The organism is Faecalibacterium sp. I2-3-92, assembly GCF_023347315.1.
In the GTDB taxonomy this organism is placed as follows: Bacteria; Bacillota; Clostridia; order Oscillospirales; family Ruminococcaceae; genus Faecalibacterium; species Faecalibacterium duncaniae.
This window is the reverse complement of sequence record NZ_CP094470.1, coordinates 744,542-770,600: the sequence shown is the minus strand read 5'-3', so window position 1 is coordinate 770,600 and position 26,059 is coordinate 744,542. Positions and strand designations below refer to the sequence as shown.

At 61.4% G+C, this 26,059-nt stretch carries 25 protein-coding genes and 1 riboswitch; of the genes, 1 reads left to right on the top strand and 24 read right to left on the bottom strand.

Features of this window, described 5'->3' with window-relative positions; translation table 11 throughout:
- Nucleotides 1-2 precede the first annotated feature (2 nt).
- On the bottom strand, nt 3-1,670 hold the full coding sequence (locus MTP42_RS03600) for a formate--tetrahydrofolate ligase (protein ID WP_442899450.1): 1,668 nt from the start codon (nt 1,668-1,670) through the stop codon (nt 3-5).
- A gap of 45 nt (nt 1,671-1,715) precedes the next feature.
- A riboswitch (ZMP/ZTP riboswitch) is annotated at nt 1,716-1,803 on the bottom strand.
- 150 nt (nt 1,804-1,953) lie between these two features.
- Here MTP42_RS03600 and MTP42_RS03595 point away from each other — a divergent pair.
- On the top strand, nt 1,954-2,241 hold the full coding sequence (locus MTP42_RS03595) for a hypothetical protein (protein WP_005932907.1): 288 nt from the start codon (nt 1,954-1,956) through the stop codon (nt 2,239-2,241).
- Between the two features lie 54 nt (nt 2,242-2,295).
- On the opposite strand, the gene MTP42_RS03590 is transcribed toward MTP42_RS03595, so the two are convergent.
- The 23 genes from MTP42_RS03590 to infC form a co-directional block, all read right to left on the bottom strand.
- Complete coding sequence (locus tag MTP42_RS03590) at nt 2,296-2,868, bottom strand: CD1247 N-terminal domain-containing protein (RefSeq protein WP_249257991.1); 573 nt, start codon at nt 2,866-2,868, stop codon at nt 2,296-2,298.
- A gap of 68 nt (nt 2,869-2,936) precedes the next feature.
- A complete protein-coding gene (gene efp, locus MTP42_RS03585; protein ID WP_005932902.1) occupies nt 2,937-3,494 on the bottom strand; it encodes an elongation factor P in 558 nt (185 codons plus the stop codon).
- A 204-nt stretch (nt 3,495-3,698) separates the two neighbouring features.
- Nucleotides 3,699-4,619, bottom strand: a complete 921-nt coding sequence (locus tag MTP42_RS03580; protein ID WP_207684001.1) for a TIM barrel protein — start codon at nt 4,617-4,619, stop codon at nt 3,699-3,701.
- Nucleotides 4,616-5,119 (bottom strand): YqeG family HAD IIIA-type phosphatase, encoded by a 504-nt coding sequence (locus MTP42_RS03575; protein ID WP_097772661.1) that lies wholly within the window; start codon nt 5,117-5,119, stop codon nt 4,616-4,618. Before MTP42_RS03575 ends, MTP42_RS03580 begins: the two co-directional genes overlap by 4 nt.
- Nucleotides 5,120-5,237: 118 nt before the next feature.
- The gene (gene rpsU / locus MTP42_RS03570) at nt 5,238-5,414 is read right to left on the bottom strand and encodes a 30S ribosomal protein S21 (RefSeq protein WP_005928271.1); all 177 of its coding nucleotides are present in this window, start codon (nt 5,412-5,414) and stop codon (nt 5,238-5,240) included.
- A gap of 143 nt (nt 5,415-5,557) precedes the next feature.
- Nucleotides 5,558-8,107, bottom strand: a complete 2,550-nt coding sequence (gene leuS, locus MTP42_RS03565; protein WP_249257990.1) for a leucine--tRNA ligase — start codon at nt 8,105-8,107, stop codon at nt 5,558-5,560.
- A gap of 51 nt (nt 8,108-8,158) precedes the next feature.
- The gene (gene rsfS, locus MTP42_RS03560; protein WP_005932891.1) at nt 8,159-8,539 is read right to left on the bottom strand and encodes a ribosome silencing factor; all 381 of its coding nucleotides are present in this window, start codon (nt 8,537-8,539) and stop codon (nt 8,159-8,161) included.
- A gap of 21 nt (nt 8,540-8,560) precedes the next feature.
- On the bottom strand, nt 8,561-9,991 hold the full coding sequence (locus tag MTP42_RS03555) for an LCP family protein (protein WP_249257989.1): 1,431 nt from the start codon (nt 9,989-9,991) through the stop codon (nt 8,561-8,563).
- A gap of 126 nt (nt 9,992-10,117) precedes the next feature.
- The gene (yqeK, locus tag MTP42_RS03550) at nt 10,118-10,705 is read right to left on the bottom strand and encodes a bis(5'-nucleosyl)-tetraphosphatase (symmetrical) YqeK (protein ID WP_249257988.1); all 588 of its coding nucleotides are present in this window, start codon (nt 10,703-10,705) and stop codon (nt 10,118-10,120) included.
- Nucleotides 10,659-11,345, bottom strand: a complete 687-nt coding sequence (nadD, locus tag MTP42_RS03545) for a nicotinate (nicotinamide) nucleotide adenylyltransferase (RefSeq protein ID WP_249257987.1) — start codon at nt 11,343-11,345, stop codon at nt 10,659-10,661. The genes yqeK and nadD overlap by 47 nt, the downstream gene beginning before the upstream one ends.
- Nucleotides 11,342-11,638, bottom strand: a complete 297-nt coding sequence (locus MTP42_RS03540; protein ID WP_005932885.1) for a YhbY family RNA-binding protein — start codon at nt 11,636-11,638, stop codon at nt 11,342-11,344. Before MTP42_RS03540 ends, nadD begins: the two co-directional genes overlap by 4 nt.
- 14 nt (nt 11,639-11,652) lie before the next feature.
- Nucleotides 11,653-12,285 (bottom strand): RdgB/HAM1 family non-canonical purine NTP pyrophosphatase, encoded by a 633-nt coding sequence (rdgB, locus tag MTP42_RS03535; protein WP_005932884.1) that lies wholly within the window; start codon nt 12,283-12,285, stop codon nt 11,653-11,655.
- A gap of 110 nt (nt 12,286-12,395) precedes the next feature.
- On the bottom strand, nt 12,396-13,334 hold the full coding sequence (gene ftsY, locus MTP42_RS03530; protein ID WP_097772665.1) for a signal recognition particle-docking protein FtsY: 939 nt from the start codon (nt 13,332-13,334) through the stop codon (nt 12,396-12,398).
- 150 nt (nt 13,335-13,484) lie between these two features.
- Nucleotides 13,485-17,042, bottom strand: coding sequence for a chromosome segregation protein SMC (gene smc, locus MTP42_RS03525; RefSeq protein ID WP_249257986.1), 3,558 nt, complete (start codon nt 17,040-17,042; stop codon nt 13,485-13,487).
- Nucleotides 17,043-17,717: a ribonuclease III gene (gene rnc / locus MTP42_RS03520; protein WP_005935533.1), complete on the bottom strand. Its 675-nt coding sequence runs from the start codon at nt 17,715-17,717 to the stop codon at nt 17,043-17,045.
- A gap of 187 nt (nt 17,718-17,904) precedes the next feature.
- The gene (plsX, locus tag MTP42_RS03515; RefSeq protein WP_117476292.1) at nt 17,905-18,906 is read right to left on the bottom strand and encodes a phosphate acyltransferase PlsX; all 1,002 of its coding nucleotides are present in this window, start codon (nt 18,904-18,906) and stop codon (nt 17,905-17,907) included.
- Nucleotides 18,907-18,921: 15 nt separating this feature from the next.
- Nucleotides 18,922-20,298 (bottom strand): methylenetetrahydrofolate--tRNA-(uracil(54)-C(5))-methyltransferase (FADH(2)-oxidizing) TrmFO, encoded by a 1,377-nt coding sequence (gene trmFO / locus MTP42_RS03510; protein ID WP_249258295.1) that lies wholly within the window; start codon nt 20,296-20,298, stop codon nt 18,922-18,924.
- Between the two features lie 178 nt (nt 20,299-20,476).
- Nucleotides 20,477-22,561, bottom strand: coding sequence for a type I DNA topoisomerase (gene topA, locus MTP42_RS03505; protein ID WP_005935543.1), 2,085 nt, complete (start codon nt 22,559-22,561; stop codon nt 20,477-20,479).
- 196 nt (nt 22,562-22,757) lie between these two features.
- Nucleotides 22,758-23,903, bottom strand: a complete 1,146-nt coding sequence (dprA, locus tag MTP42_RS03500; protein ID WP_238077355.1) for a DNA-processing protein DprA — start codon at nt 23,901-23,903, stop codon at nt 22,758-22,760.
- On the bottom strand, nt 23,900-24,679 hold the full coding sequence (locus MTP42_RS03495; protein ID WP_005935549.1) for a TrmH family RNA methyltransferase: 780 nt from the start codon (nt 24,677-24,679) through the stop codon (nt 23,900-23,902). Before MTP42_RS03495 ends, dprA begins: the two co-directional genes overlap by 4 nt.
- 80 nt (nt 24,680-24,759) lie before the next feature.
- Nucleotides 24,760-25,110: a 50S ribosomal protein L20 gene (gene rplT, locus MTP42_RS03490; protein WP_005935552.1), complete on the bottom strand. Its 351-nt coding sequence runs from the start codon at nt 25,108-25,110 to the stop codon at nt 24,760-24,762.
- A 53-nt stretch (nt 25,111-25,163) separates the two neighbouring features.
- The gene (rpmI, locus tag MTP42_RS03485; protein WP_005935556.1) at nt 25,164-25,367 is read right to left on the bottom strand and encodes a 50S ribosomal protein L35; all 204 of its coding nucleotides are present in this window, start codon (nt 25,365-25,367) and stop codon (nt 25,164-25,166) included.
- An 18-nt stretch (nt 25,368-25,385) separates the two neighbouring features.
- Nucleotides 25,386-25,937 (bottom strand): translation initiation factor IF-3, encoded by a 552-nt coding sequence (gene infC / locus MTP42_RS03480; protein WP_005935558.1) that lies wholly within the window; start codon nt 25,935-25,937, stop codon nt 25,386-25,388.
- Nucleotides 25,938-26,059: the final 122 nt, after the last annotated feature.

Sequence of the window (26,059 nt, the reverse complement as noted above, 5' to 3'; positions counted from 1 at the left end):
GTTCAGAACAGTCCCGTAATCTTGCCCTCGGCATCCACGTCGATATTGACGGCGGCGGGCTTCTTGGGCAGGCCGGGCATGGTCATAATGTTGCCGCAGATGACCACCACGAAACCGGCACCGGCGGCAAGGCGGACTTCCCGCACCTCCATGGTAAAGCCGGTGGGCGCACCGGTCAGCTTGGCATTATCGCTGAAACTGTACTGGGTCTTGGCGATGCAGACCGGCAGGTTGCCGTAGCCCAGTTCGGTCAGTTCGGCCAGCGTCTTGGAAGCGGCGGCGCTGAAATTCACACCATCGGCACGGTAGATCTTTTTGGCGATGGCTTCCACCTTCTGCTTCAGGGGCATCTCCAGCGGGTAGACGTACTGGATGGGACGATCCTCCATGACCTCCAGCACCTTCTCGGCCAGAGCCTTGCCGCCCTCGCCGCCCTTGGCGAACACCTCGCTCAGGACGCAGGGCACGCCCTGCTCGGCGCAGACCTGCTCAACGTATGCCTGCTCCTCCGGGGTGTCGGTGGGGAAGGCATTGATGGCCACCACCACAGGCAGGCCAAAGCCGTTCTTCAGGTTGTCGATGTGGCGCACAAGGTTGGAGGCACCAGCCTTGACAGCTTCGAGATTCGGCTGGTTCAGGTCAGCCTTGGCAACGCCGCCGTGGCTCTTGAGGGCACGGACAGTGGCCACCAGCACGCAGGCGCTGGGGGCGATGCCGGCATAGCGGCACTTGATATCCAGAAACTTCTCGGCACCCAGGTCTGCACCAAAGCCAGCCTCCGTGATGACGTAATCGGCCAGCGAGAGGCTGAGCTTGGTAGCCATGACGCTGTTGCAGCCGTGGGCAATGTTGGCAAAGGGGCCGCCGTGGATGATGGCGGGGTTGTTTTCCAGCGTCTGAACGAGGTTCGGGTCAAGGGCATCCTTGAGCAGCGCGGTCATGGCACCGGCGGCACCGATGTCGCCTGCCGTGACGGGCTTGCCCTCGTAGGTGTAGGCGCAGACGATCTTCGACAGCCGCTCCTTCAGGTCGGAGATGCTGGTGGCCAGGCAGAAGATCGCCATGACCTCGCTGGCAACGGTGATATCAAAGCCGTCCTCACGGGGGGTACCGTTGACCTTGCCGCCCAGACCATCCACGATGAAGCGGAGCTGGCGGTCGTTCATATCCATGCAGCGCTTCCAGGTGATGCGGCGGGGATCGATGTTCAGGGGGTTGCCCTGCTGGATGCTGTTGTCGATCATGGCAGCCAGCAGGTTGTTTGCGGTGCCGATGGCATGCAGGTCACCGGTAAAGTGGAGGTTGATATCCTCCATGGGCACCACCTGGGCATAGCCGCCGCCGGCCGCACCGCCCTTGACACCGAACACGGGGCCAAGGCTGGGCTCACGCAGGCAGAGCATGGTCTTTTTGCCCAGAGCGTTCATGGCATCGGCCAGGCCCACGCTGGTGGTGGTTTTGCCCTCACCTGCCGGGGTGGGGCTGATGGCCGTGACCAGAACCATCTTGCCCTGCTTGGATGCCTTGTGGATGAGGCGGTGGTTGATCTTGGCCTTGTAGCGGCCATAGGGGATCACATCCTCATCGGCAAGGCCCAGCGAGGCAGCGATCTCGGTGATGGGCTTCATTTTGGCTTCCTGTGCGATCTCGATATCAGACTTCATGCTCAAATCCTCCCTGAAATGCAAAAAGGACAGCTTTGCGCACCAATAGCGCAAGGCTGCCCAGACGGTCGGCGTAACAAAACCCGGTTCTGTCTGCACTGTGGTGCTCCACAACGTTCCGTCAGCAGGCAAACCCGTTCTTCTGGGTCAAAGATATCACATCTGCCCGTGGTTTGTCAAGCAGAAACTGTCCGCAAAGAAAAATCTGCCTGTACGGCCCCTGCGGCTTGCATCCATCCTGCCAGATGTGTTATACTAAAGTGTATCAAACGATAGGGAGGCTTTCACGATGCCATTTACACCGAAACTGACTTATAAAGGCAAGCCCCTCGTCCGTAAGGACAACGAGCTGTATTACGGCCGTATGACCGACCCCTATGTGCTGCGGATGCAGATCCTGAGCACCAAATCCGTGGGCGGCATGGATGTGGCCGATAAGGTACACATTCAGGTCTTTTCCACCAACGACAGCCTGGCCCCTGAGGCCCGTGTGTTCCGCCAGACCACCAAGAATGGCCTGTACAACGCACTGGACATTGGCAGCATCTGGCTGCAGAAGGCAAACGAGACCCGCTGAACGGCATAAAAAAGGACCGTCTCCCGCTGAGGAGACGGTCCTTTTTGTTGTGCTTTACTCTTCGGTCACTTCAAAGTCCAGGGGCTTGCCGCAGCCGGGGCACTTGGGTGCGCCATCCAGCAGGTCGTCCTCCTCAAACACAGTGGTCTGACCACAGGCGGGGCAGGTCACCTCGTACTTCACGGGGCCTTCCTCCTGCTCCTCGTCGTCATCCTCCAGCGCGACCTCAAAGGTCACGCCGCAGTGGGCGCAGTTTGCTTCGCCCGCGTCCAGGTCGTCCTCGCTGACGTAAACGGTCTCGCCGCAGTTGGGGCAGGCCACCTCATAGAACGGCTCACTGGCGATATCATCGTCATTGTCGTCCTCTTCGGTATCCTCTTCCTCTTCTTCAGGCTCCTCGTCATCCTCATCGTCCTCATAGAGGTCGGCTTCCAGATCCTCCAGCTCCTCGCTCAGGTCGTTGATCTGGTCGTAGGCGCGGGTCACATCTTCATCGATGCCGTCCACAGCCTCTGCCAGTTCGCCCAGCAGCTCGCTCATGGCCTTGATGACCTTGCCCTCTTTGGTGGTCTCGTCGATGCCCAGGCCCTCGATCAGGCCCCGCAGGTATGCAGCCTTTTCCTTCATAAGAATGACCTCCTATCTTAATCAAAAAACCGGGCACACGGTTGCCCGCTGCCCGGTCTGTCGGTAAATTAGACGCGCTCCATATACTCGCCGGTGCGGGTATCGATGCGGATGTGGTCGCCCTCGTTGATGAACAGAGGAACGCGGATCTCAGCACCGGTCTCGACAGTAGCGGGCTTCAGGGTGTTGGTGGCGGTGTTGCCCTTGACACCCGGCTCGGTCTGGGTGACTTCCAGCTCGATAAAGTTGGGGATCTCGACGCTGAAGACCTTGCCCTTATAGCTCAGCAGCTTGCACGGCTCGTTCTCCTTGCAGAACTTGAAGTTATCGGGCACATCGGAAGCGTTGACGGGGATATCGTCGTAGGTCTCGTTGTCCATGAAGTGGTACAGATCGCCATCCTCATAGCTGTAAGTCACGTCCTTGCGCTCGATGAAAGCCTGAGGGAACTTTGCGGTCGGGTTGTAGCTGGTCTCAACCACAGAGCCGGTGATCACGTTCTTGGTCTTGGTGCGGACAAAGGCAGCGCCCTTGCCGGGCTTCACGTGCTGGAACTCAACGACCTGAAGAACCTGGCCGTCCTGCTCAAAGGTCACGCCGTTGCGAAACTCGCCTGCAGAAATCATAGGAATTCCTCCATTAGTAAAATCTCATTGATGCTTAACGCATATCTCTATTTATTTTACTCAATCCCGCATGGTTTGGCAAGGGGTTTGAGCAAAAAAGACGATAAAATCAGAAAAAAACACGGACCAAACCTCTCCGTCATCCCTTCGGGATGCCACCTCCCCTAGTAGGGGAGGCCTTGGCAGCCGGGTGAAGCTTTCTCTTTATGCCAAAGGCTCCCCTACAAGGGGAGCTGGCGGGCGCAAGCCCGACTGAGAGGTTGTACAAAGACAAGCCTCAAAAAATCGCTTCATTGTTTTCGCATCCTCTGCCTGCGTACCGGCGCTCTCACAGATGATGACTGGCGCAAGCCCGCGCTCGGCCAGCAGCTCCATCAGGGGCTGGGGTTCGGGGCCGAACTGGGTCTCGGCAAAGGTCCAGTGCCGCTTTTCACCGCCCTTGGAATACTCGATGCGGGAAAAGTGGACATGGAACTGCCGGGCCCGCTCATCCCCCAGCGCCTCCCCGATGCGGTCAAGGATAGCGGCATAATCCGCCTTGGACCGGATGCCGCCCAGCGTCCGGGCGTTGAGGTGGCCGAAGTCGATGCAGGGGGTGATGCGTCTGTCCACCCCGCAGAGGGCCAGCACCTCTTCCAGCGTACCCAGCTGGCCGATCTTTCCCATCGTCTCAGGGCAGAGGATGATCTCGGCAAAGCCCGCTTCATCCAGCGCGTCCTGCGCCCGTTTCAGGGTGTCCAGCGCTTTTTCCAGGGCAGCTTCCCGGCTCTGCCTGCCGCAGCTGCCGGAGTGGAAGATGACCCGCCTGCCGCCCAGCGCCCTGCAGAGCGCCGCGCTCTGGAGCAGATAGTTTACGCTGTTCAGCCGCTTTTCCTCGTCCAGGCTGGAGGCGCTGATATAGTAAGGCGCGTGGACGCTGAACAAAATCCCCCGGGCGGCGGCATCGTCAGCCATCTGCCGGGCCTTGTCCAGCCCCAGCCGGACTCCATGGCCGCACTGGTATTCAAAGGCATCCAACCCCATTTTTTCGGTATAGGCCGGGATGTCCAGACTGTTCTTATACCCCATGGCCGTGAAGCTGTCGCTGGTGCCTGCGGTGCCAAACCGGATCTTCCACTCACTCACAGGGTCTTACCTCCCCGGTCGTAGTATTCCTGCCAGTGTTTTTTCTCCCACTTGCGCTTGAGCACCACCTGTGCCCCAAGATCCGGTCCGCGGGGGATGACCATCAGGCCCGGAATACCATAGAGCGCCGCCGCCATCCGGTCGGCATAGAGCTGGTCGCCCACCATGGCCATTTCCCTGCGCTTCACCTGCATCCGGCGGCGGGCCACCCCCAGCGCAAAGGGCAGGGGCTTGGCGCTGCGGTAGAGGTAGGCAAGGCCCAGCTTTTCCGCAAAGGGGCGCACCCGCTTTTCGGCACCGTTGGAAACGATGGTCAGCTTTACGCCCGCCCTGCGCATGGTTTCCAGCCACCCGGCCACTTCTTCCGGCAGCTCCTGACTGCGGTCGGCGGTCAGGGTGTTGTCGATGTCCAGCACCAGCGCCCGGATGCCCTTTTGGGCCAGCCACTCCGGCGTGATGTGGGTCACATCCTTAAAAACATATTCGGGGGTAATCAACATGATAAAAACCCTCTCAGTCTCACAAATGAAAATAGGAGAGCCTGAGTTTCAGGCTCTCCTACATCGGCGTTAGCAACGCGTTTGAAATCTAAAGCAACGTGCGATTTCAAGCAGTTAATTACTTGAACTTGCGCTTGCGGGCTGCTTCGGACTTCTTCTTGCGCTTAACAGACGGCTTCTCGTAAGCCTCGCGCTTACGAACCTCTGCGAGCACACCGCTGCGAGCGGTGCTGCGCTTGAAGCGACGCAGTGCGCTTTCCAGCGACTCGCCCTCTTTAACACGAATTTCCGACATCTTATTCCCTCCCTTGGACCGTGAGGCAGGAATTTCGTTGTTACATGGTAACTAACAGTAGACAGTATAGCGCATTTTCATGCGTTCGTCAACCTTTTTTGAAAGATTTTTTGAAAAAACTCTCCGGCAAAGCGCCTGAGGGATCAGCCCTTCACGGCCAGGTTGACCAGACGGCCCTTGACGTAGATCTCCTTGACGACCTGCTTACCCTCCAGAGCGGCGGCAACAGCGGGATCAGCCTTGGCGGCGGCAATGGCGGCAGCAGCATCGATGTCGGCAGCCACCTTCAGGCGGGCCTTCACCTTGCCGTTCACCTGCACGGCGATCTCCACGGTGCTCTCCACGCACTTGGCCTCTTCGTACTGGGGCCAGGGGTAGTAGGCCAGCTGCTCATTGTGGCTGTGGCCCAGCTTCTCCCACAGCTCCTCGGTCATGTGGGGAGCAAACGGGTTCAGCAACTGAACAACGGTCTCCAGCTCGGCCTTGGTCGCGCCGCCGTTGTCGTACAGGGCGTTGACCAGCGTCATCAGCTGGGCGATGGCAGTGTTCATCTTCAGGCCCTCGATATCAGCGCCCACCTTCTTGATGGTCTGGTGCATCAGGGTCTCGATGGCGGGGCGATAGCCCTCGCCCTCCACCAGCTTGTCGGACAGCGTCCACACGCGGTCGAGGAAGCGGTTGCAGCCGGCAATGGCAGAGGTCTGCCAGGGTGCGGCCTGCTCAAAGTCGCCCATGAACATCTCATACAGACGCATGGTGTCGGCACCGTACTGGTCCACCACCTCGTCGGGGTTGATGACATTGCCCAGGCTCTTGGACATCTTGACGATGGGATGGCGTGCCATCTCGCCGTACTTCTCTTCCAGTGCCTTTTCGGCGGCCTTCTGGCTGCCATACTCCTTCAGCAGCTTCTCCTGCTCGTCAGCGGGCAGGTTGACAAAGCTGTGGGGGTTCAGGCCCAGGATCATGCCGTGGGCGGTGCGCTTCTGGTAAGGCTCGGCAGTGGGCACCACGCCGATATCGTACAGGAACTTGTGCCAGAAACGGCTGTACAGCAGATGCAGGGTGGTGTGCTCCATGCCGCCGTTGTACCAGTCCACAGGAGACCAGTACTCCAGCGCCTCCTTGGAGGCCAGAGCGTCCTTGCAGTGGGGGTCCATGTAGCGCAGGAAGTACCAGGAGGAACCGGCCCACTGGGGCATGGTGTCGGTCTCGCGGGTGGCGGGGCCGCCGCAGCAGGGGCAGGTGGTCTTGACCCAGTCGGTGTGGCGGGCCAGCGGGGACTCACCATCGGGGCCCGGCTCAAAGTCGGTGATATCGGGCAGGGTCAGGGGCAGGCTGCTCTCAGGCAGGGGCTGCCAGCCGCACTTTTCACACTTGACCATGGGGATCGGCTCGCCCCAGTAGCGCTGACGGCTGAACACCCAGTCGCGCAACTTGTAGTTCACCTTATCGCAGCCCTTGCCGTTGGCTTCCAGCCACTCGATCATCTTTTTCTTGGCATCGGTCACAGACAGGCCGTCCAGGAAGCCGGAGTTGACCAGCGTGCCGGTGGCAACATCGGTAAAGGCAGCCTCGTCCAGATTGGACTCGGTATTGCCCTTGACCACCTCGATGATGGGCAGGCCGAACTTTTTGGCGAACTCCCAGTCGCGGGTATCGTGGGCGGGCACAGCCATGATGGCACCGGTGCCGTAGGTGGACAGGACATAATCAGAGATAAAGATGGGGATCTGCTTGTCGTTGACGGGGTTGATGCCCATCACGCCCTCCAGCCTCACGCCGGTCTTTTCCTTGTTCAGCTCACTGCGCTCGAAATCGCTCTTGCGGGCAGCCTCTGCCTGATAGGCCGTAACGGCATCCGCATTCTTGAGCAGGCCCTTTTCCAGCCACTCCTTGACCATGGCGTGCTCCGGGGAGACGACCATGTAGGTAGCGCCGAACAGGGTATCGCAGCGGGTGGTGTAAACCGTCAGGGTATCGCCTGCGGTGGTACCGAAGTTCACCTCTGCACCATGGCTGCGGCCGATCCAGTTCTTCTGCTGGGTGGAAACGCGCTCGATGTAATCCAGACCATCCAGGCCGTCGATCAGCTTATCGGCATAAGCGGTGATTTTGAGCATCCACTGGCTCTTGACCTTGTGCACGACCTCGCTGCCGCAGCGCTCGCATACGCCGTTGACAACTTCCTCGTTTGCCAGCACACACTTGCAGCCGGTGCACCAGTTGACGTTCATTTCCTTCTTGTAGGCCAGGCCGTGCTTGTACAGCTGCAGGAAGATCCACTGGGTCCACTTATAGTACTCGGGGTCGGTGGTGTTGATCTCGCGATCCCAGTCAAAGGAGAAGCCCAGCGCCTTGAGCTGCTCACGGAAGTGATCCACATTCTTCTTGGTGACGATGGCCGGGTGGATGTGGTTCTTCATGGCAAAGTTCTCGGTGGGCAGACCGAAGGCATCCCAGCCCATGGGGTACAGCACGTTGTAGCCGTTCTGGCGGCGCTTGCGGCTGACCACATCCAGGGCAGTATAGCTGCGGGGGTGGCCCACATGCAGGCCCGCACCCGAGGGATACGGGAACTCCACCAGTGCATAGAACTTGGGCTTTTTGTGGTCGATCTCGACATGGAAGGTCTTTTCGTCCTCCCACACCTTCTGCCACTTGGCCTCAACGGCCTTGTAATCATACTTCATAGCTTTCAATCACTCCTCATATTCGGCAGCCACCCTTGCAGGCAGGGAAGCTTACAGACTGTTTTCCGGGGTCAGATATTCCGAGATATCCATGGGCTCACCATCGGCCCACAGATGTTCCAGATCATAGTAGGTGCGGGTGTTGGGCACAAAGACGTGCACGATGACGCTGGAATAATCCAGCAGCACCCAGTTCTTGGAGTCGAAGCCCTCGGTGGTGTAGGGCTCGATGCCCTTCTGAGAAAGCTCGTACTCCACCTCGTCGGCCAGAGCACCCACCTGGGTGGTGGAGGTGCCGGAAGCAATGACGAAGTAATCGGTCAGAACGGTCAGGCTCTCCACTTTGAGCACGCGGACATCCACGGCCTTTTTCTTATCCAGGATCTTTGCGATCTCAATGGCAAGGGTCTTGCTGTCGATCTTGTTTTCCATAAAAGTCTCCTCTCTGGTTTGTTACTGTCCCGCGGCCTGGCCGTCGGTGGTGGTCGCACCCGCCACATCGGTATCGCCGCTCAGGATGGCATCATCGGACTCCTTGTCCAGCTGTCCCACGAACTGGACGTTGGCGCTGGTGGAAGCGGTGCCGTGGGGCCAGTTGTTGGTCACAAGGTTCATTTCCTCGGCGCTCACGGGGCCGGTGTAATTGCGGAAATAGGTGTTCAGCAGCTCTGCAATGGAACCGGCATCCGGCACCACGCAGGAGTAGCCGTCAAAGCTGCTGGTCTTGCCCACGTTGGGCACGCCCATGAACACAGGGGTCTGGGCCAGCATGATGTTCGCACTGTCGATGCGGGTAAAGGACACCAGCATCTTGGCAATGGTGGTCAGATCCATATCCGTGTGGATATAGTTGTTGAAGATCAGGGGCAGCTGCGCAATGACATCGGTCACGCCCATGCTGCGCACCCGCTTGAACAGGCCGGCATAGAAATAGCGCTGCATGTTCAGGCGGTCGATATCCGAGTTGGCGTAGCCCTCACCGTGGCGGCAGCGGACAAAGAACTCTGCCGATGCGCCGTCCAGGTTGCGGTAGCCCTGCTTCAGGACACTGCCCGCAAAGGACATATCGTGGGGGATATACACCTCGATGCCGCCGAAGTTGTCCACCATTTCCACCAGTGCCTGCATATCAATGGTCACATAGTAGTCGATGGGCAGCTTGTACTGATCATAGATGACCTCCGCCAGCGCGGCAATGTCGCCGCCGTTGGAGAGGGCCACCGAGTTGATCTGGTAGTTGGTAGCCGCGTAGGTCTTGCCGTTGGAAAGGGTGATCTTGCGGTTCTGGGTCGCAACAAGGCTGTTGCGGGGGATCTGCAGCATCCGCAGGGCACCGCCCTTGATATCGAACTGGCAGTACAGGATCATATCCGTCATGCCGTCGTTGCTGCCGTCCGAGGAATAGGCGCGGCCCTCCTCATAGTCGATGCCGCAGACAAGGATGTTCACCACATCGCCCTTGTACTCCTCCAGCGTCTGGATTTCCTCCACCAGCGAGGTCGCGTTCTCCTCGGGCTTCAGATTATCCTCCACCTTGTTCACCATGTTCACGGCGTAGACCACCACGCCCGAGATCACGGCCAGCACCGCCAGCGTCACAGCCATCGGCAGCCACATGGGGGTCTTTTTCTTCTTTTTGCGGCGGCGGGGGGCATCAGCGGGGGCCGCGTGCCGGGGCGGCTGACTGCCGCCGTTGCCGCCGCGTCCGCCGCCCGCGCTCTGGCGGGGCGGTTCCGACCGCTGGGGTGCGGGCTGTTCGTTCTGGAAGAAATCCGGCTGCCCGGACAGCGACACCTGATGCAGGGCTGAAGCCTCCGTGGGGCGCTGCTCCGTGGGACGGTTCAGCGAGCGGTCTGTATTGATATGACGCGGACCTTGACTCATTCGTTCGGTTCCTCCAGCTTTTTTATTCCGACAGAGACTGTCGTCATGTTCCATAGTATAACATTCTTACCCACAATCTGCAATCGGTATTCTTTTCCGGAGCAGGGTGTGTGCAGAAAAACAGGCTCACCCGGCCTTTGCAGCCCGGGCATCCACCTCTGCTTTGATCTCATCGTAGGCCGCCTTGGACATGGGGTCCAGGGGCTTGCCCTGTGAGAGCACAAAGTCGTTCGTCTGCCTGAGGGCTGCCAGCATGGCCAGATCCAGATCCTTCAGTTCCAGCCTGCGCAGCTTGTTCACCCCGGGCCAGTCCCGCTCGGCGCTGGTCATATCCGCCAGATAGACGATCTTATCCAGCCTGCTCATGCCGGGCTTGCCCGCGGTGTGGCAGGCAATGGCCGAAAGCACAGCCTCATCCTCCACGCCCCACTCGGTGCGGGCCAGGATGGCGGCGCAGATGCCGTGCCACACCGGGGTGGGGCGCTCTTCCCCGCCCTCGGCCAGTTCCGGGTGGGCCCGCATGATGGCGCGCATCTCGTCCTTGCTGATTTCCTTGGCCGAATCGTGCAGCAGGGCGGCCAGCGCGGCCTTGTCCTCATCCACGCCATACCGCTTTGCCAGCTTGACGGCCATTTTTCTCACGTTCAGGGTATGCTCGTAACGCTTGTCACTCAACCGGCCGCGCACAAGCTCCTTTGCCTGTTTCAGATTCATGGTTTCCGCTTTCCCCTCTATCTGCCCGGTAAAGCCCCTCCCGCCGGATGACCCGGCGCACGAGGGCGGGCAGTTCATTTTCACACGCTTCCCCTGCTGCAAGGCGGGCACGCAGGTTACTGCTGGCCATAGGCAGAGCCTCGACCTGTGCAAACAGGATGCGGGCCCCGGTGGGGTCCATCTGCTTTGCCTTGGCGTGAAGCTCCGGCGCATCGCCGACATTCCGGCTCGTGACCACCAGCCGGGCCAGCCGCAGGATCTCCTGCCAGCGGTGCCAGCTGTCAAAGCTCAGCAGCATATCGCTGCCCATGGCCATGTACAGCTCGGCCTCCGGGTAAGTCCGGGCCAGCATTTCCAGCGTGAGCACTGTATAGTTGCGCCTGCCCAGCGCGGCCTGCTCCACCTCCCAGCCGCTGACACACAGCGCCGGAACAGCCCCCTCCGCTTCCAGTGCATAGAAGCACGCGCACATCTCCACCCGGGCGCTGCCGGGGGCGGCGGTGGACTGCTTGAAGGGGGAAAGCCCCGCAGGCATCACCACCACCCTGTCCGGGCGCACCCGGGCAGCGGCGGCGCGCAGATTGTTCAGGTGGCCGTTGTGGGGCGGGTCAAAGGTGCCGCCGTACAGCAGGAGCCTCATTTCAGCAGGTCAGCGTAGGCGCTGTCCTTCTTCTTCTGCAGATAGAGCACGAATTTGGAGCCGATGACCTGCACGCAGTCGGCACCGGTGGCCTCTGCCAGCTTGACAGAAGCCTCACGGGCATTGTACATGCTGCTCTCCAGCACCTTGAGCTTGATCAGCTCCCGGGCATCCAGGCAGTCCTTCACGCCCTGGATCATGGTCTCGTCGATCTCACCCTTGCCCACGATGAAAACGGGGTCCATGGTGTTTGCCTTGCCGCGCAGAATGGCGCGCTGTTTGCTCGTCAACATAATTATTTCTCCTTTTATTTCAGAAATTCAGGTAATTCTTTTTCCAGCTTTGCCAGCGCCACACCGCGGTGGCTGATGGCATCCTTTTCGTCCGGGGTAAGCTGGGCATAGCTGCGTCCCTCGGTATTGGGGCGCTTTTCCGCCTTGCCCACGCCGCATTCATCTGGGATGAACAGCGGATCGTAGCCAAAACCGTAATCGCCCGCCAGGCGCGCAAAGGCCACCTTGCCCGGGCACTCGCCCCGGCAGGTCAGGTGCCGGCCGGTGGGCAGGATAAAGCAGACAGCGGCCACAAATTTTGCGCCGCGCTGTTCTGCCGGGACATCCTGCATATTCTCCAGCAGCTTGTCGTTGTTGGCCTCATCGTCGCCATGGCGGCCGCAGTAGCGGGCGCTGTACACGCCTGGGGCACCCTCCAGCGCATCCACACAGAGGCCCGAGTCATCGGCGATGGTGGGCAGGCCGCTGGCTTTGCAGATGGTCTCGGCCTTGATGAGGGCGTTTTCCTCAAAGGTGGTGCCGGTCTCATCGGGTTCAATGGTGATGCCCAGCTCCTTCTGGCTGACCACCTCGTGGCCCTGCGCTTCCAGAATGCGCCGCAGTTCACGGAGCTTACCGGCGTTGCCGGTCGCTGCACAAATTTTCATGTTTTTCTCCTCTCTGCCCCTGTCGAACTCCTGCACTTTGCTCCCCTGCCAGGGGAGCCGGACGCGCCAAAGCGCGGCCTGAGAGGTTTGATTGCAGATCCGTTCGGCACTTAATGCTTCCACTGCCGGGGCAGCAGCTCTTCCACATAGCCCTCCGGGGTGAAGGGGATCAGGTCATCGATGCCCTCACCCACGCCGATGAACCGCACGGGCAGGCCCAGCCGCTGCTTGACCGCCACGACACAGCCGCCCTTGGCGGTGCCGTCCAGCTTGGTCAGGATGATGCCGGTGGCGTTTGCCGCCTTGCAGAACTCCCGGGCCTGGCTGATGGCGTTCTGGCCCGTGATGGCATCCAGCACCAGCAGGGTCTCCAGACTGGCCTCGGGGCTGGCCTTTTTGACGCTGCGGCTGATCTTGGAAAGCTCTGCCATCAGGTTTGCCTTGTTGTGCAGGCGGCCTGCGGTATCCGCAATGACCAGATCATAGCCGCGCGCGGTGGCCGACTTGACCGTGTCAAAAATGACAGCGGCAGGGTCTGCGCCCTCGCCCGCCTTGACAAGGGGCACACCCGCCCGGTCGGCCCAGATCTCCAGCTGCTCGCTGGCGGCGGCACGGAAGGTATCGCCTGCGGCCAGCATGACCTTTTTACCCTGACGGGTATAGAAATCGGCCAGCTTGGCAATGCTGGTGGTCTTGCCCACCCCATTCACGCCGATGACCAGAATGACGGCGGGCGTGCCGCTCAGGTCCATCTCAGCTTCGGGGCGCATCTCATCGGCAATGAGGTCGCGCAGTTCATCGCTGGCCTGCTCACCGGTTTTCAGGCCCTTCTCGTTCACCCGGTCCCGCAGCTTGTCCACCAGTTTGATGGCCACTTCACCGCCCACATCGGCCAGAATGAGCTGCTCTTCCAGCTCATCGTAAAGATCATCATCGATCTTGCTGCCGGTGAGGGTATTCATAATGTTGCCCCAGAAGCCCGTGCGGGTCTTTTCGAGGCCGTCTTTCATCTTATCTTTTTCTTTTTTGCCAAATCCAAAGAGGCCCATTGGTTCTCTCCTTTGTTTTGCTGTTTCTATCCGTGATGGCAAAACCCGCCATTTCACGATTTGCGCTCAGTGCTGCCCGGTATGCCAAGGGCTCCCCCTATTAGGGGAGCTGGCGAGCGAAGCGAGACTGAGAGGTTTAATCTATTATACCTACGAAACCAGCGTCGCGTCAACCTGTTCCAGATCCAGCTTGAGCAATTTCGACACGCCGTCCTCCTGCATGGTCACACCGTACAGGACATTGGCGGCCTCCATGGTGCCGCGGCGGTGAGTGATAACGATGAACTGGGTCTTGTCGCTCACCCGGCGCAGATACTGTGCAAAGCGGCTGACATTGGCATCATCCAGGGCGGCTTCGATCTCGTCCAGGATACAGAACGGTGCCGGGTTGACGGCCAGGATCGCAAAATAGATGCTGATGGCCACCAGTGCCTGTTCACCGCCGGAAAGGGCTTCCAGATTCTTGATGACTTTGCCCGGCGGTGCCACCTGAATGCCAATGCCGCAGGAAAGCACATCGCTTTCATCCTCCAGCACAAGGCTGGCTTCTCCGCCGCCAAACAGCTCGGCAAAGATGCGGCCGAAATTTTCGTTGATGGCCCGGAAGCTGTCGGTGAAGATCTCCTTCATCTGGCCGGACAGGCTGGCGATCATCCGCGTCAGCTCGTTCCTGCTGCCTTCCACGTCGGCCACCTGAGCGCTCAGGGCATCGTACCGTTCCCTGACCTCCTGATATTCCTCAATGGCGCTGACGTTCACATTGCCCAGCGCCCGGATCTGATTGCGCAGGTCGGCCACCTGCGCCCGCAGGGCGGGCAGGCTGTCGAACTCCACGCAGAGCTCCTCGGCCTGACTCACCGTCAGCTGGTATTCATCCCAGAGCTTGGCGGCGGTGGCATCGTATTCGCTCTCAGCGGCTGCTTTCCGCTCGGCCAGGCGGGCCATCTCCCGGCCCATCTCCTCGCGGCTGTCGGCAGCAGTGCGGGCCCGGGCCAGTGCCTCGGTCTCGGCCTGCTGGCAGGAAAGCCGCTGTTCGGTGGCCTTCCGGATCTCGGCTTCTTTCGCTTCGATCTCCTCGCGGCTGTCGGTCTTGGCCTTGCGGATGGCCTCGATCTCGGCCCGGCAGGCATCACTGCGGGCGGCAAGGGCGGCAAGGCTCTCTTCCAGAGAGGCCCGCCGACTCTCGGCATCCCGGGTGCGCTGTTCCAGCGCTTCGATCTGCGCTTGCGCCAGCTCGGCATCCTTCTGGCGGCTCACCTGTTCCAGCCGCTTGGCGCTCACCTGCTCGGCCAGCGCCCGCTGCCGGGTCAGAAACACATCGTCTCCCTCGGCAATGCGGTTCAGCTCGCCCGATTTTGCTTCGATCTCCCCGGCCAGCGCAGCTTCCTGTGCTTCGGCCTGCGCGGCCTTTTCCCGGCTGTCAGCCAGCTGGGCGTTCAGGGTGTCGATTTCATTCTGCCGCGCGGCAAGGGCCGTCTCGGCCTGCTCCATGGCGGCTTCCAGCCGCTTGCGCTCTGCTTCGGCCCGCACACGGTCGTTGGCGGCAGTGATCTGCTCACTGCTGGCGGCGGTCAGCTCTGCGTTCAGAGCATCTGCCTGCTGTTTACACTGGTCGGTCTTTTCCTGAGCGGCAAGGCACTCCTTCTGCAATTTCGCAGCCTTGACCCGCAGCTCCTCCAGCTCCTGCTTGCGGGTGAACAAGCCCGCGCTGCGCTGGACACTGCCGCCGGTAAAGCTGCCGCCCGCATTGACCACCTGACCATCCAGCGTGACGACCTTGCTGCGGAAACCGTTGTCCCGGGCCACGCGGGAGGCCTCGTTGATATCATCCACCACGATGATGCGGCCCAGCAGATTGGACACGATGTCACTGTACCGTGCATCGGCCTGGACCAGACTGCTTGCCAGCCTTGCCGAGCCGGACAGTTTTCCCCGGAACACGCCGGGCTGGACTGTGTCCAGCGGCAGGAAGGTGGCGCGGCCCGCGTTCTCGCTCCGCAGCAGGGCGATGCCTGCCTTGGCGGCGGCTTCGTTCTCCACCACGATGTTCTGCAGGGCACCGCCAAGCGCGGTCTCGATGGCGACCTCCCGGCCCGGCTCCACCCGCAGGATGGAGGACACCGGCCCGATGATGCCCCGCAGCCGCCGGGCGGATGCCGCCCGCATCACGGTCTTGACGGAGTTCTGGTAGCCTTCCATGTTCTTTTCCAGCTCCCGCAGCACGGAAAGCCGCTGACGGGCGGCATCCAGCTCCCGGTTCAGCTGCTGTTCGGCACGGTCGGCTTCCTCCAGCGCGGCGCGGCGGCTCTTCAGCTTGAGTTCCAGACCGGCCCGGATATTTTTGAGCTGCTGCTCATTCTCGGCCAGCGTGGTGAGGTACCGCACGGTATCCTCCAGATCCTGCTTTGCGTCGTCCCGCTGGACCGCCAGCACCTCGGCAGCTTCTTCCAACGCGGGCAGACGGCTCAGGGCCGTCTCAGCAGCAGCCTCGGCGGCGGCCTGAGCCACCTGCGCTTCAGTGTGCCGGGCCGTCAGGGCCGCCACCTCGCCCCGCAGGGTATCCCGGCGGGCACCGCTCTGGTCGTTTTCCCGGGTCAGGCGCACCAGCTCATCGTTCAGGGCATCCAGCTCTGCGGCCAGTTTCCGGCCCGCCAGCTCCATGCTCTTTGCCACGGCACGGTGGCGTTCCAGCGCGGCGGCGGCCTCGGTGCTGTCCTGCTGCCCGGCGGCGATCTCTGCCCGCAGGTCTGCGGCGCTTTCCTCGTTGCGGGCAATGTCGTTTTCCAGCACGGCGATCCGGCTCTCGCTGCCGCTGATCTGCTCGGTGATGCTGCGGATATCCCCATTCAGGCGCTCGACCGCAATGGTCAGCTGTTGTGCCTGCATCCGGATCTCCTCAGCCTCGCTCTCGGCGGCTTTGGTCTGGCGGTCGAACCGCTCATAATCGGCCTGGGCTGTCTCGTAATCCCGCACCTGACGGCGCACGGCTTCCTTGGCCCGGTGCACGCCGTCCGTCCACAGGGTCACCTCCAGCGTTTTGCGCCGGGCGCTCAGTTCCAGAAACTTCCGGGCCTTTTCGCTCTCTTTTTCCAGCGGGCCCACCCGGGCCTCCAGCTCGCCCAGGATATCCCGCAGGCGTTCCAGATTTTCGGCGGCGGCGGCAAGGCGGCGCTCGGCCTCGTTTTTGCGGTAGCGGTATTTGGCAATGCCGCAGGCTTCCTCAAAGATCTCCCTGCGCTCGCTGCTCTTGGCCGCCACGATCTCGGCAATGCGGCCCTGCCCGATGACCGAGTAGCCATCGCGGCCGATGCCGGTATCCAGCAGCAGTTCATACACATCCTTCAGGCGGCAGATCTGCCCGTTGATGCTGTACTCGCTCTCGCCGGAGCGGTAATACCTGCGGCCGATGGTCACCTCGTCCGCTTCCACATCCAGCGCATGGCTGCTGTTGTCCAGCGTCAGGCGCACCTGAGCAAAGCCCATGGCCCCCCGCCGCCGGGTGCCGCCAAAGATGACATCCTCCATCTTTCCGGCGGCGCGCAGCTGGCGGGCGCTGGTCTCGCCCAGCACCCAGCGCACAGCATCGGACAGGTTCGACTTGCCCGAACCGTTGGGGCCCACCACGCCGGTCACGCCTTCATCAAAGGTAATCTTGACCTTATCGGGGAAGCTCTTGAAGCCCTGGATCTCCAGTTCCTTGAATACCATTTACTTTTCCTTTATCACGCCCAGGAGCTTGAGGGCTTCGCGGGCGGCGTGCTGTTCGGCCATCTTCTTGCTGCGGCCCTCGCCCCGGGCGACCTTATCGGAGTTGAAGCGGACAGCCACCACGAAATGCTTGTCGTGGTCGGGGCCGGATTCCTGCTCCACCACATAGCTCAGCCGCTCCTCGGGGTTCTGCTGGACGATCTCCTGCAGGCGGGTCTTGTAATCGGCCTCAGCGTGCTTGCCCTCGGTGATGAAGGGCAGGATGAAGCTCTTTGCCACCTCCATGCCGCCGTCCAGATACAGGGCGGCGATGACGGCCTCAAAGGCATCGGACACCACGCTGGGGCGGGTGCGGCCGCCGCAGCGTTCCTCGCCCCGGCCCAGGCGCAGATACTCGCCCAGATTGATCTCCTGCGCAAACTGGAACAATGCGCCCTCGCTGACCAGGCTGGAACGGATGCGGGTCAGGTCGCCCTCGGGCCGGTCGGCGTAGGCGTGGAACAGATAATCTGCCGAGACGATCTGCAGCACGCTGTCGCCCAGAAATTCCAGCCGCTCGTTGTGCTGCACCGGCGTGCGGCTCTCGTTGGCGTAGCTGGTGTGGGTGAGCGCCGTCTCCAGCAGCTTCGGATTCTTGAACTTGTAACCAATAATTGTTTCCAACTGATGGCTCATATTTCTTTGCTCCCTTGAATCTTTTTGGTATCCTCGCCCTCTCAGGCCGCTTCGCGTCCAGCTCCCCCAAAGGGGGAGCCTGTACAGCACCCTGGACAGCACCAGCTGACCGTCACCCGCCATTGCCTCTCCCTTTGGGAGAGGTGGCATCGCGTCAGCGATGACGGAGAGGGCAAGGCCGCTTTCCTTACTCCTTGTTCAGCTCATCCAGCGCGCTCTGCATGGTGCCGCACAGGTCGTTCTCCACGCAGATCTTGGCCTGCCGGATGGCGTTCTTGATGCCCTTGGCCTTGGAGGAGCCGTGGGCCTTGATGACCGGCTGCTTTGCGCCCAGGAAGGGTGCGCCGCCGTACTCCTCGCTGTCCATCTGGTGCTTGAGGCTTCCCACGCCGCTCTTGAGCAGCAGGTAGGCGATCTTGCCGCCGAGGTTTGCCAGGAACATCTCCTTGAGCATCCCCAACAGCATCTTGGCCACGCCCTCGGTCAGCTTGAGGATGACATTGCCGGTAAAGCCGTCGCAGACCACCACATCCACATCACCGTTGGGCACGTCACGGGGCTCGATGTTGCCCACGAACCGGATGCCCGGTGTTGCCTTGAGCAGCTGGTGGGCTTCCCGGAGCATCGGGGTGCCCTTGCTCTCCTCGGCACCGTTGTTTGCCAGCGCCACGGTGGGGGCGGTGCGGCCTTCCACCTTGTTGACATAGCAGCTGCCCATCACGGCAAAGGCAGCCAGCATCTCGGGGCGGCACTCCACGTTCGCGCCGCAGTCCAGCAGCAGATAGGCCTTGTTTTTGGCCGGCACCATGGTGGCCAGGGCCGGGCGCTTTACGCCCTTGAGGGTGCGCACGATGAGGCTTGCGCCCACATGGAGCGCGCCGGTGCTTCCGGCAGAGACAAAGGCATCACCCTTTCCCTCCTTCAGCAGGTTCAGACCCACCACGATGGAGGAATCCTTCTTGCTGCGGATAGCCCTTGCAGGCTCATCGCACATCTCAATGGTCTCGGTGCAGTTGACCAGCTCGATGCCGTCCAGCGGGATATTGTGCTCGGCGGCCGTCTTGCGCACCAGCTCCTCGCTGCCCACGCCGATGACCTGCACACCGTATTCCTTCACAGCCTGTGCGGTGCCTTCCAGCACAGCCAGCGGGGCGTTGTCGCCGCCCATCATATCAACGATAATTTTCATAGGGTTTCTCCCTTCTTAAAGAGCAGTTTCGTTCAGCCACTGTTGGAAGCTGGCCACGGCACGCTCGGCCACGGCCATGTAACGCAGGCGCTTGTCACGGGGGCGGCTCTCAGCCGGCAGCGGGGGCAGGATGCCCATATTCGCGCCCATGGGCTGGAAATGTTTGTTCTCGGTGGTCAGATACTGGATCAGCGCGCCGCACATGGTATCCACCGGCGGCGGGGGCAGCTGCCTGCCCTCCAGCCGGGCGTAGATGCTCCGGGCTGCCAGCAGGCCGCAGGCGGCGCTCTCCATATAGCCCTCAAAGCCAGTGATCTGGCCCGCAAAAAACACGTTGGGGTGCTCCTTCAGGAACAGGCCCGCGTCCAGCACACGGGGCGCATCCAGAAAGGTATTGCGGTGCATGACACCGTACCGCACGAACTCGGCATTTTCCAGGCCCGGGATCATGCTGAACACCCGCTTCTGCTCGCCCCACTTGAGGTTGGTCTGGAAGCCCACGATATTATAGAGGGTGCGTTCCTTATTCTCGGCGCGGAGCTGGACATTGGCCCAGGGACGGTGGCCGGTGTTGGGGTCCACCAGACCCACCGGACGCAGGGGGCCGAAGCGCATGGTATCAGCACCCCGGGCGGCCATGATCTCAATGGGCATACAGCCCTCGTAGACCGTGACGGTATCCGCCTTTTTGCCGTGGGCATCGGGGTCGGGCTGCGCGCCCTGTTCCGCGCCGACATCGAAGGCATGGAGCGGGGCACGCTCTGCCGAAGCCAGCGCGGCGTGGAAAGCCTCATACTCTGCCTTATTGAAGGGGCAGTTCAGGTAATCGGCCTCGCCCCGGTCGTACCGGGAAGCGGCGAACACCTTGTTGTAATCCAGGCTCTCGGCCGTGACGATGGGAGCCACGGCATCATAGAAATGGAGCCGCTCATCGCCGGTCAGGCGGCCGATCTCGTCGGCCAGCGCACCATCGGTCAGGGGGCCGGTGGCCACCAGAATGGGTGCACTCTCATCGATGTGCTCCACCTGCTCCCGCACCACGATGATGTTGGGACACTCCTCCACCCGCCGGGTCACGGCGGCGCTGAATGCGTCCCGGTCCACGGCCAGCGCGCCGCCCGCGGCCACACGGGCCTCCTCGGCGGCTTCCAGCAGCTGGCTGCCCATCCGGCGCATCTCCTCTTTCAGCAGGCCGGAAGCAGAATCCAGACGCTCGGCCTTCAGGCTGTTGGAGCAGATCAGCTCCGCAAAGCCCGCACTCTTGTGAGCCGGGGAAAAGTGGGTGGGCTTCTGCTCGTAGAGCGTTACCTGAACGCCCTTGCCCGCCAGCCACAGTGCTGCCTCGCAGCCTGCCAGACCGGCACCCAGTACAGTTACTTTGTAACTCATAATTTCATCCTTCAGCATCCTCGCCCTCTCAGGCCGCTTTGCGTCCAGCTCCCCCAAAGGGGGAGCCTGTGCAGCATCCCGGTCAGCAGCTGCTGCCCGTTTGCCGCCATTGCCTCTCCCTTTGGGAGAGGTGGCATCGCGCAGGCGATGCCGGAGAGGGCGAGACAGTTTATCGGTTTAATCAATCCTTCTTCGGCACCGGCATCTCAAAGCCGCAGCCCTCTTTTGCGCAGTAGAGCTTGGAGCCCTTGCGGAACAGGGTGGAGCCGCACTTTTCGCACTTGGTGGGCACCGGGGTATCCCAGGTCATAAAGTCGCAGTCGGGGTAGCGCTCGCAGCCGTAGTAGATGCGGCCCTTGGCGCTCTTGCGCTCCAGCATCCGGCCCTTGCCGCACTTGGGGCAGACACCGCCGGTGTCCTTGACCAGACGCTTGGTGCCCCGGCACTCGGGGAAGCCGGAGCAGGCCAGGAACTTGCCGTACTTGCCCACCTTGATGACCATGGGGCGGCCGCAGAGGTCGCAGACCTCGCTGGAAGGCTCGTCCGGCACCTTGACCTTCTTGCCCTCCATGTTCTTTTCGGCCTGTTCCAGGCTGGCGGCAAAGCCCTGATAGAAATCATCCACGGTCTTGTGCCAATCGGCCTTGCCGCTCTCGATCTTATCCAGGTTCTTCTCCATCTCAGCCGAGAAGTCCACGTCCACGATATGGGGAAACTGCTCCAGCATCAGGCCGTCCACGGCGCGGCCCAGCAGGGTGGGCTTGAGCTTTTTCTGCTCCCGCTCCACATAGCCGCGATCAATGATGGTGGTGATGATAGGCGCATAGGTCGAGGGACGGCCAATGCCATTTTCCTCCAGCGCCTTGATCAGGGTCGCTTCGGTGTAGCGGGCGGGGGGCTGGGTGAATTTCTGCTCACTCTTCAGCTCCTTGAGCTTGAGCAGCTGGCCCTGTTCCAGCGGGGGCAGGCTGGTCTCCTTCTTTTCCTTTTCATCGGTGGCTTCCTCGTACAGCACGGTAAAGCCATCAAAGGTCACGGTGTAGCCGCTGGCCTTGAAGCGGTAGTCCCCCGCATACACGGTCACGCTCACGGTATCCTGCTGGCAGTCCGCCATCTGGCTGGCCATAAAGCGGCTCCAGATCATCCGGTAGAGCTTGGCGGTATCGCCGCTGATGCTCTTGTCCACCTCGTCAGGGGTCAGCCCCGGCACCGAGGGACGGATGGCTTCGTGGGCATCCTGCGCGGCGGTCGCGCTCTTGGTTTTCCAGGTGCGCTTGTAGGGGCAGATATACTGTTCGCCGTAAGCGTCCGCAATATACTCCTTTGCAGCGGTGACCGCCTCATCGGAGATGCGCAGGCTGTCGGTACGCATATAGGTGATCAGACCCATGGTGCCGTGGCCCGCAATGTCTACGCCTTCGTACAGGGTCTGGGCGGCACGCATGGTGCGGGTGGCCGTAAAGCCCAGACGGCGGGAGGCCTCCTGCTGCAGGGTACTGGTGATAAAGGCCGGGGTGGGCTGCTTGGCCCGCTTGCCTTTTTTCAGTTCGCCCACGGTGTACTCGGCACCCTCCAGACCCTTTTCGATGGCCCGGGCCTCTGCCTCGTTTTTGGGCAGCAGCTTTTTGCCGGTGCTGTCGGAGGCCAGACGGGCGGTAAAGCTCTTGTGGCCGGTGCCCAGCGTGGCATCCACGTTCCAGTATTCCTCGGGCTTGAAGTTCTCGATCTCCTTCTCGCGGTCATCGATCAGCCGCACCGCCACGCTCTGGACACGGCCCGCCGACAGGCCCCGGCGCACCTTCCGCCACAGGAAGGGGCTGAGCTTATAGCCCACCAGACGGTCGAGGATGCGGCGGGCCTGCTGGGCATTGAACAGATCCTCGTCGATGGCACGGGGATTGGCCATGCCCTTCTGCACGCCCTTTTTGGTGATCTCGTCAAAGGTCACGCGGTTGGGCTCGTGGGGGTCCAGCCCCAGGATATTGGCCAGATGCCAGCTGATGGCTTCGCCCTCACGGTCCGGGTCGGTTGCCAGCAGAACGCCGTCGGCCTGCTTGGCTTTTGCCTTGAGCTCCTTGATGAGCTTGGATTTATCCTTGATATTGATGTACTGGGGGGCGTAGTCATGTTCCACGTCGATGCCCAGCTGGGACTTAGGCAGGTCCCGGATGTGGCCCATGCTGGCCGTGACCTCGTAATCCTTGCCCAGATATTTGCCAATGGTCTTCGCCTTTGCCGGCGACTCCACGATTACCAGTTTTGCCATGGTTCTCTTCTCCTACTATCTATATGAAACCCTCTCAGTCTCGCTTCGCTCGCCAGCTCTCCCAGAGGGAGAGCCAACGCATATCCCAGGCTTAGCAACAGCTATCCGTGAGCCACAATTGCCTCTCCCTTCGGGAGAGGTGGCAACGCGCCAGCGTTGACGGAGAGGGTCATATCTTCAACTTAAATTGCGCAGTTCAGCGCAGAATATACCGCTTGCCGGGCAAGCAGGTCACACGGCCCGCCAGCTCCAGCTTCATCAGGGTGCCCAGCAGCAGGCCGGTGGGCAGGCCGCTTGCCGCGCCCAGCTCCTCCACGCCCTTTGCCTTGGGGCCGATACAGGCCAGCACCCTGCGCTCGGTCTCGCTCATGGGGTCAGGCGCAGAGCGCACCGCCGCCGGAGCCGCCGCCCCCCGCAGGCCCAGCACCCCGAACAGGTCGCCGGGTTTGCAGACGGCTTTGGCACGGCCCTCCCGCAGCAGGGCGTTGGTGCCTGCTGAGTTGGGCGAGTAGATGCTGCCCGGTACCACGAACACCGGCTTGCCATACCGCTCGGCATGGTTGACTGTGGACATGGTGCCGCTCTTTTCCTGCGCTTCCACCACCACCAGCGCCGAGGACAGCGCCGCAATGAGCCGGTTGCGCTGCAAAAAGCCATTGGGGCCAACGGGGCCGCTCTCGGGCGGGTACTCACTGATCACGCAGCCTTTTTGCTCGATCTTTTTCCGCAGCTCCCGGTTGGAGGCCGGGTAGGTGCGGTCAATGGGCACGCCCAGCACCCCGATGGTGGGGCAGTTTTCCTTCACTGCGGCCCGGTGCCCGGCGCTGTCCAGCCCATCGGCCAGACCGCTGACGATGATGGCCCCGTTTTTGGCCAGACCGCTGCCCAGGTCTGCCGCCGCCTGCAGGCCGTACTCGGTGGGCCTGCGGCTGCCCACCATCCCCACAGCCCCCGGCTCATTGAGCCAGAGGGGGTCGCCGGTGCAGTAGAGCACCAGCGGCATATCGGGAATGCGGGAAAACGCCAGCGGGTAATCCGGGTCGTCATAGGGCAGGATGCGGATATTCCGCGCCGCGCACCGCCGTGCAAAGGCCCGGTAATGCGCTGGGGTGTTGTCGGGCAGGTTGGCCCGGGCAAAAGCCGGGCTGCCCACCGCTTTGCGGAACGCATCGGAATCCCGGTTCTCCCAGGCCTCCTGCGCCCCGCCAAACACATCCAGCACCCGGCCTGCATGACTGCTGCCCGCCCCCAGCGTGTTTGCCAGCCAGAGCCAGCAGAGCAGCGGGTCGGGGGCCGGCTCGGGCGGGAAAAGACTGGTCTGGCCGAAGCCGGGCCCGGTCACAGGCTCTCCTCCCGGAAATGCCACAGCAGGATGCTGCCCGCAATGCCGGCGTTCAGACTTTCCACCCGGTCGGTCATAGGGATGCGCACAGTGCCGCTACAGGCGGCAATGGTCTCTTCCGTCAGGCCCTGGCCCTCACTGCCGATGACTACGCAGACACCGCCCGGGTAGCCGGGCCGGGCCGCGCTCAGGGGCTGGCTCTGGTAGAGTGCCGCCGCAAGGCAGGTAATGTTCTTTGCCCGCAGGGCGGCAATGGCGGCAGGCATTGCCCCCACCTCCATCACCGGCACCCGCACGGCGGCCCCCATGGAGGCCCGCAGGGTCTTGGGGGCAAACACGCTGGCACAGCCGTCGCTCAGCAGCACGCCATCAAAGCCGAACGCGGCGGCAGAGCGCAGCAGCGTGCCCACGTTGCCGGGGTCCTGCACCCGCTCAAGCGCCAGATACCGCCCGCCGGTCTTTGCTTCGTCCAGCGTGTGCACCGGGGTGCGGAAGATGCCGAACACGCCCTGATGGGTGCCCACATCGGCCAGCTTATCGGCCACATGGTCCTCCACCAGATAGTGCTCCCCGGGCAGCCCGGCCAGCTCCGGGCACTTTTCCAGCGCCGCCTCGGTGCAGAACAGGGTCTCCAGCGCCGCGCCGCGGCAGAGCTCCGGGCAGAGCTTGCGGCCCTCGGCCAGAAATTTCCCCTCACTGCGCCGGAACGCCCCGCTGGAAGCAAGGCGGCAGGCATATTTGATCTTTGCGTTTTCCCGGCTGGTGATCTTTTCCATGCGGTCCTCCAGAAGATACAAAAATATACAAAAAGGACGCCCGCGTATTTTACTACGCGCGGGCGTCTTTCAGGTCTTTATCAGGCGTTCTTCACGGTCTCGACCAGAGCAGCAAAGCTCTGAGGATCGTTGATGGCCATCTCGCTCAGCATCTTGCGGTTCAGCTCGATGCCTGCCTTCTTCAGGCCAGCCATGAAGGTGGAGTAGTTCATGCCCAGGGGACGAACTGCATTGTTGATGCGGCAGATCCACAGGTTGCGGAACTGACGCTTCTTCATGCGGCGGCCAGCCAGAGCGTAGTTGCCGCTCTTCATGACCTGCTGCTTGGCCATCTTAAAGTGCTTGCTCTTGCAGCCATAGAAGCCCTTAGCCAGCTTCAGCATCTTCTTACGACGTTTGTGAGTCATGGTTGCGCCCTTGATACGTGCCATTTTTTATATCTCCTTTAGTTATCTCTTAGAATGTCTTTGCCTGCGGCTCGCACTTAGGCGTAGGGCAGCATGCTCTTGATGGTAGCGGCGTTGGTCTTGTCAACGTAGTTGGGCTGACGGTAGCCACGGGTCAGCTTGGTGGTCTTCTTGGTCAGGATGTGGCTGCGGAATGCGTGGCCGCGCTTGATCTTGCCGTTCTTGGTCAGCTTAAAGCGCTTCTTAGCGCCGGAATGCGTCTTCAGTTTCATCTTAGCCATTTTAGTTTCCTCCTAAAATTAGTCCTTATTGGGTTTCGGGATCAGCAGAATGGACATCGTGCGGCCCTCGAGCACCGGCGGCTTATCCATGCTTGCCTGGGGCAGAGCCTCGGCAAAGCGTTTCAGCACGTCAGCACCCAGAGCACTGTGCGCCATCTCACGGCCGCGGAAGCGGATCGAAGCCTTCACCTTGTGACCAGCGGCCAGGAACTTGGCAGTCTGGTTCAGCTTGGTGTTGAAGTCGTTGGTGTCAATATTGAGCGAAAGGCGGGTCTCCTTGACCTCGACCACTTTCTGGTTCTTCTTGGCTTCCTTCTCCTTCTTCTGCTGTTCAAAACGGTATTTGCCGTAATCCAGCACCTTGCACACAGGCGGGGTAGCCTGCGGTGCGATCTTGACCAGATCGAGCCCGGCTTCTTCTGCAGCGCGCATGGCCACCTGAATGGACACAACGCCCTTCTGCTCGCCATCGGCACCGATCAGGCGAACTTCACGATCACGGATCTGACCGTTGATCTCCAGTTCCTTCGACTTTCCAGCGGTAGCGATAATGAATGCACCTCCAAACAATAATCCATAGTGTTGCAATATTTGGCATAGAAAACGCGGCCGCCCATTTGCAGGACAGCCGCGCGAAATTTCACACAAAAGCGCAGTTCGTTCAAAGAATCGAACCGTGTTTGGGTATAGCC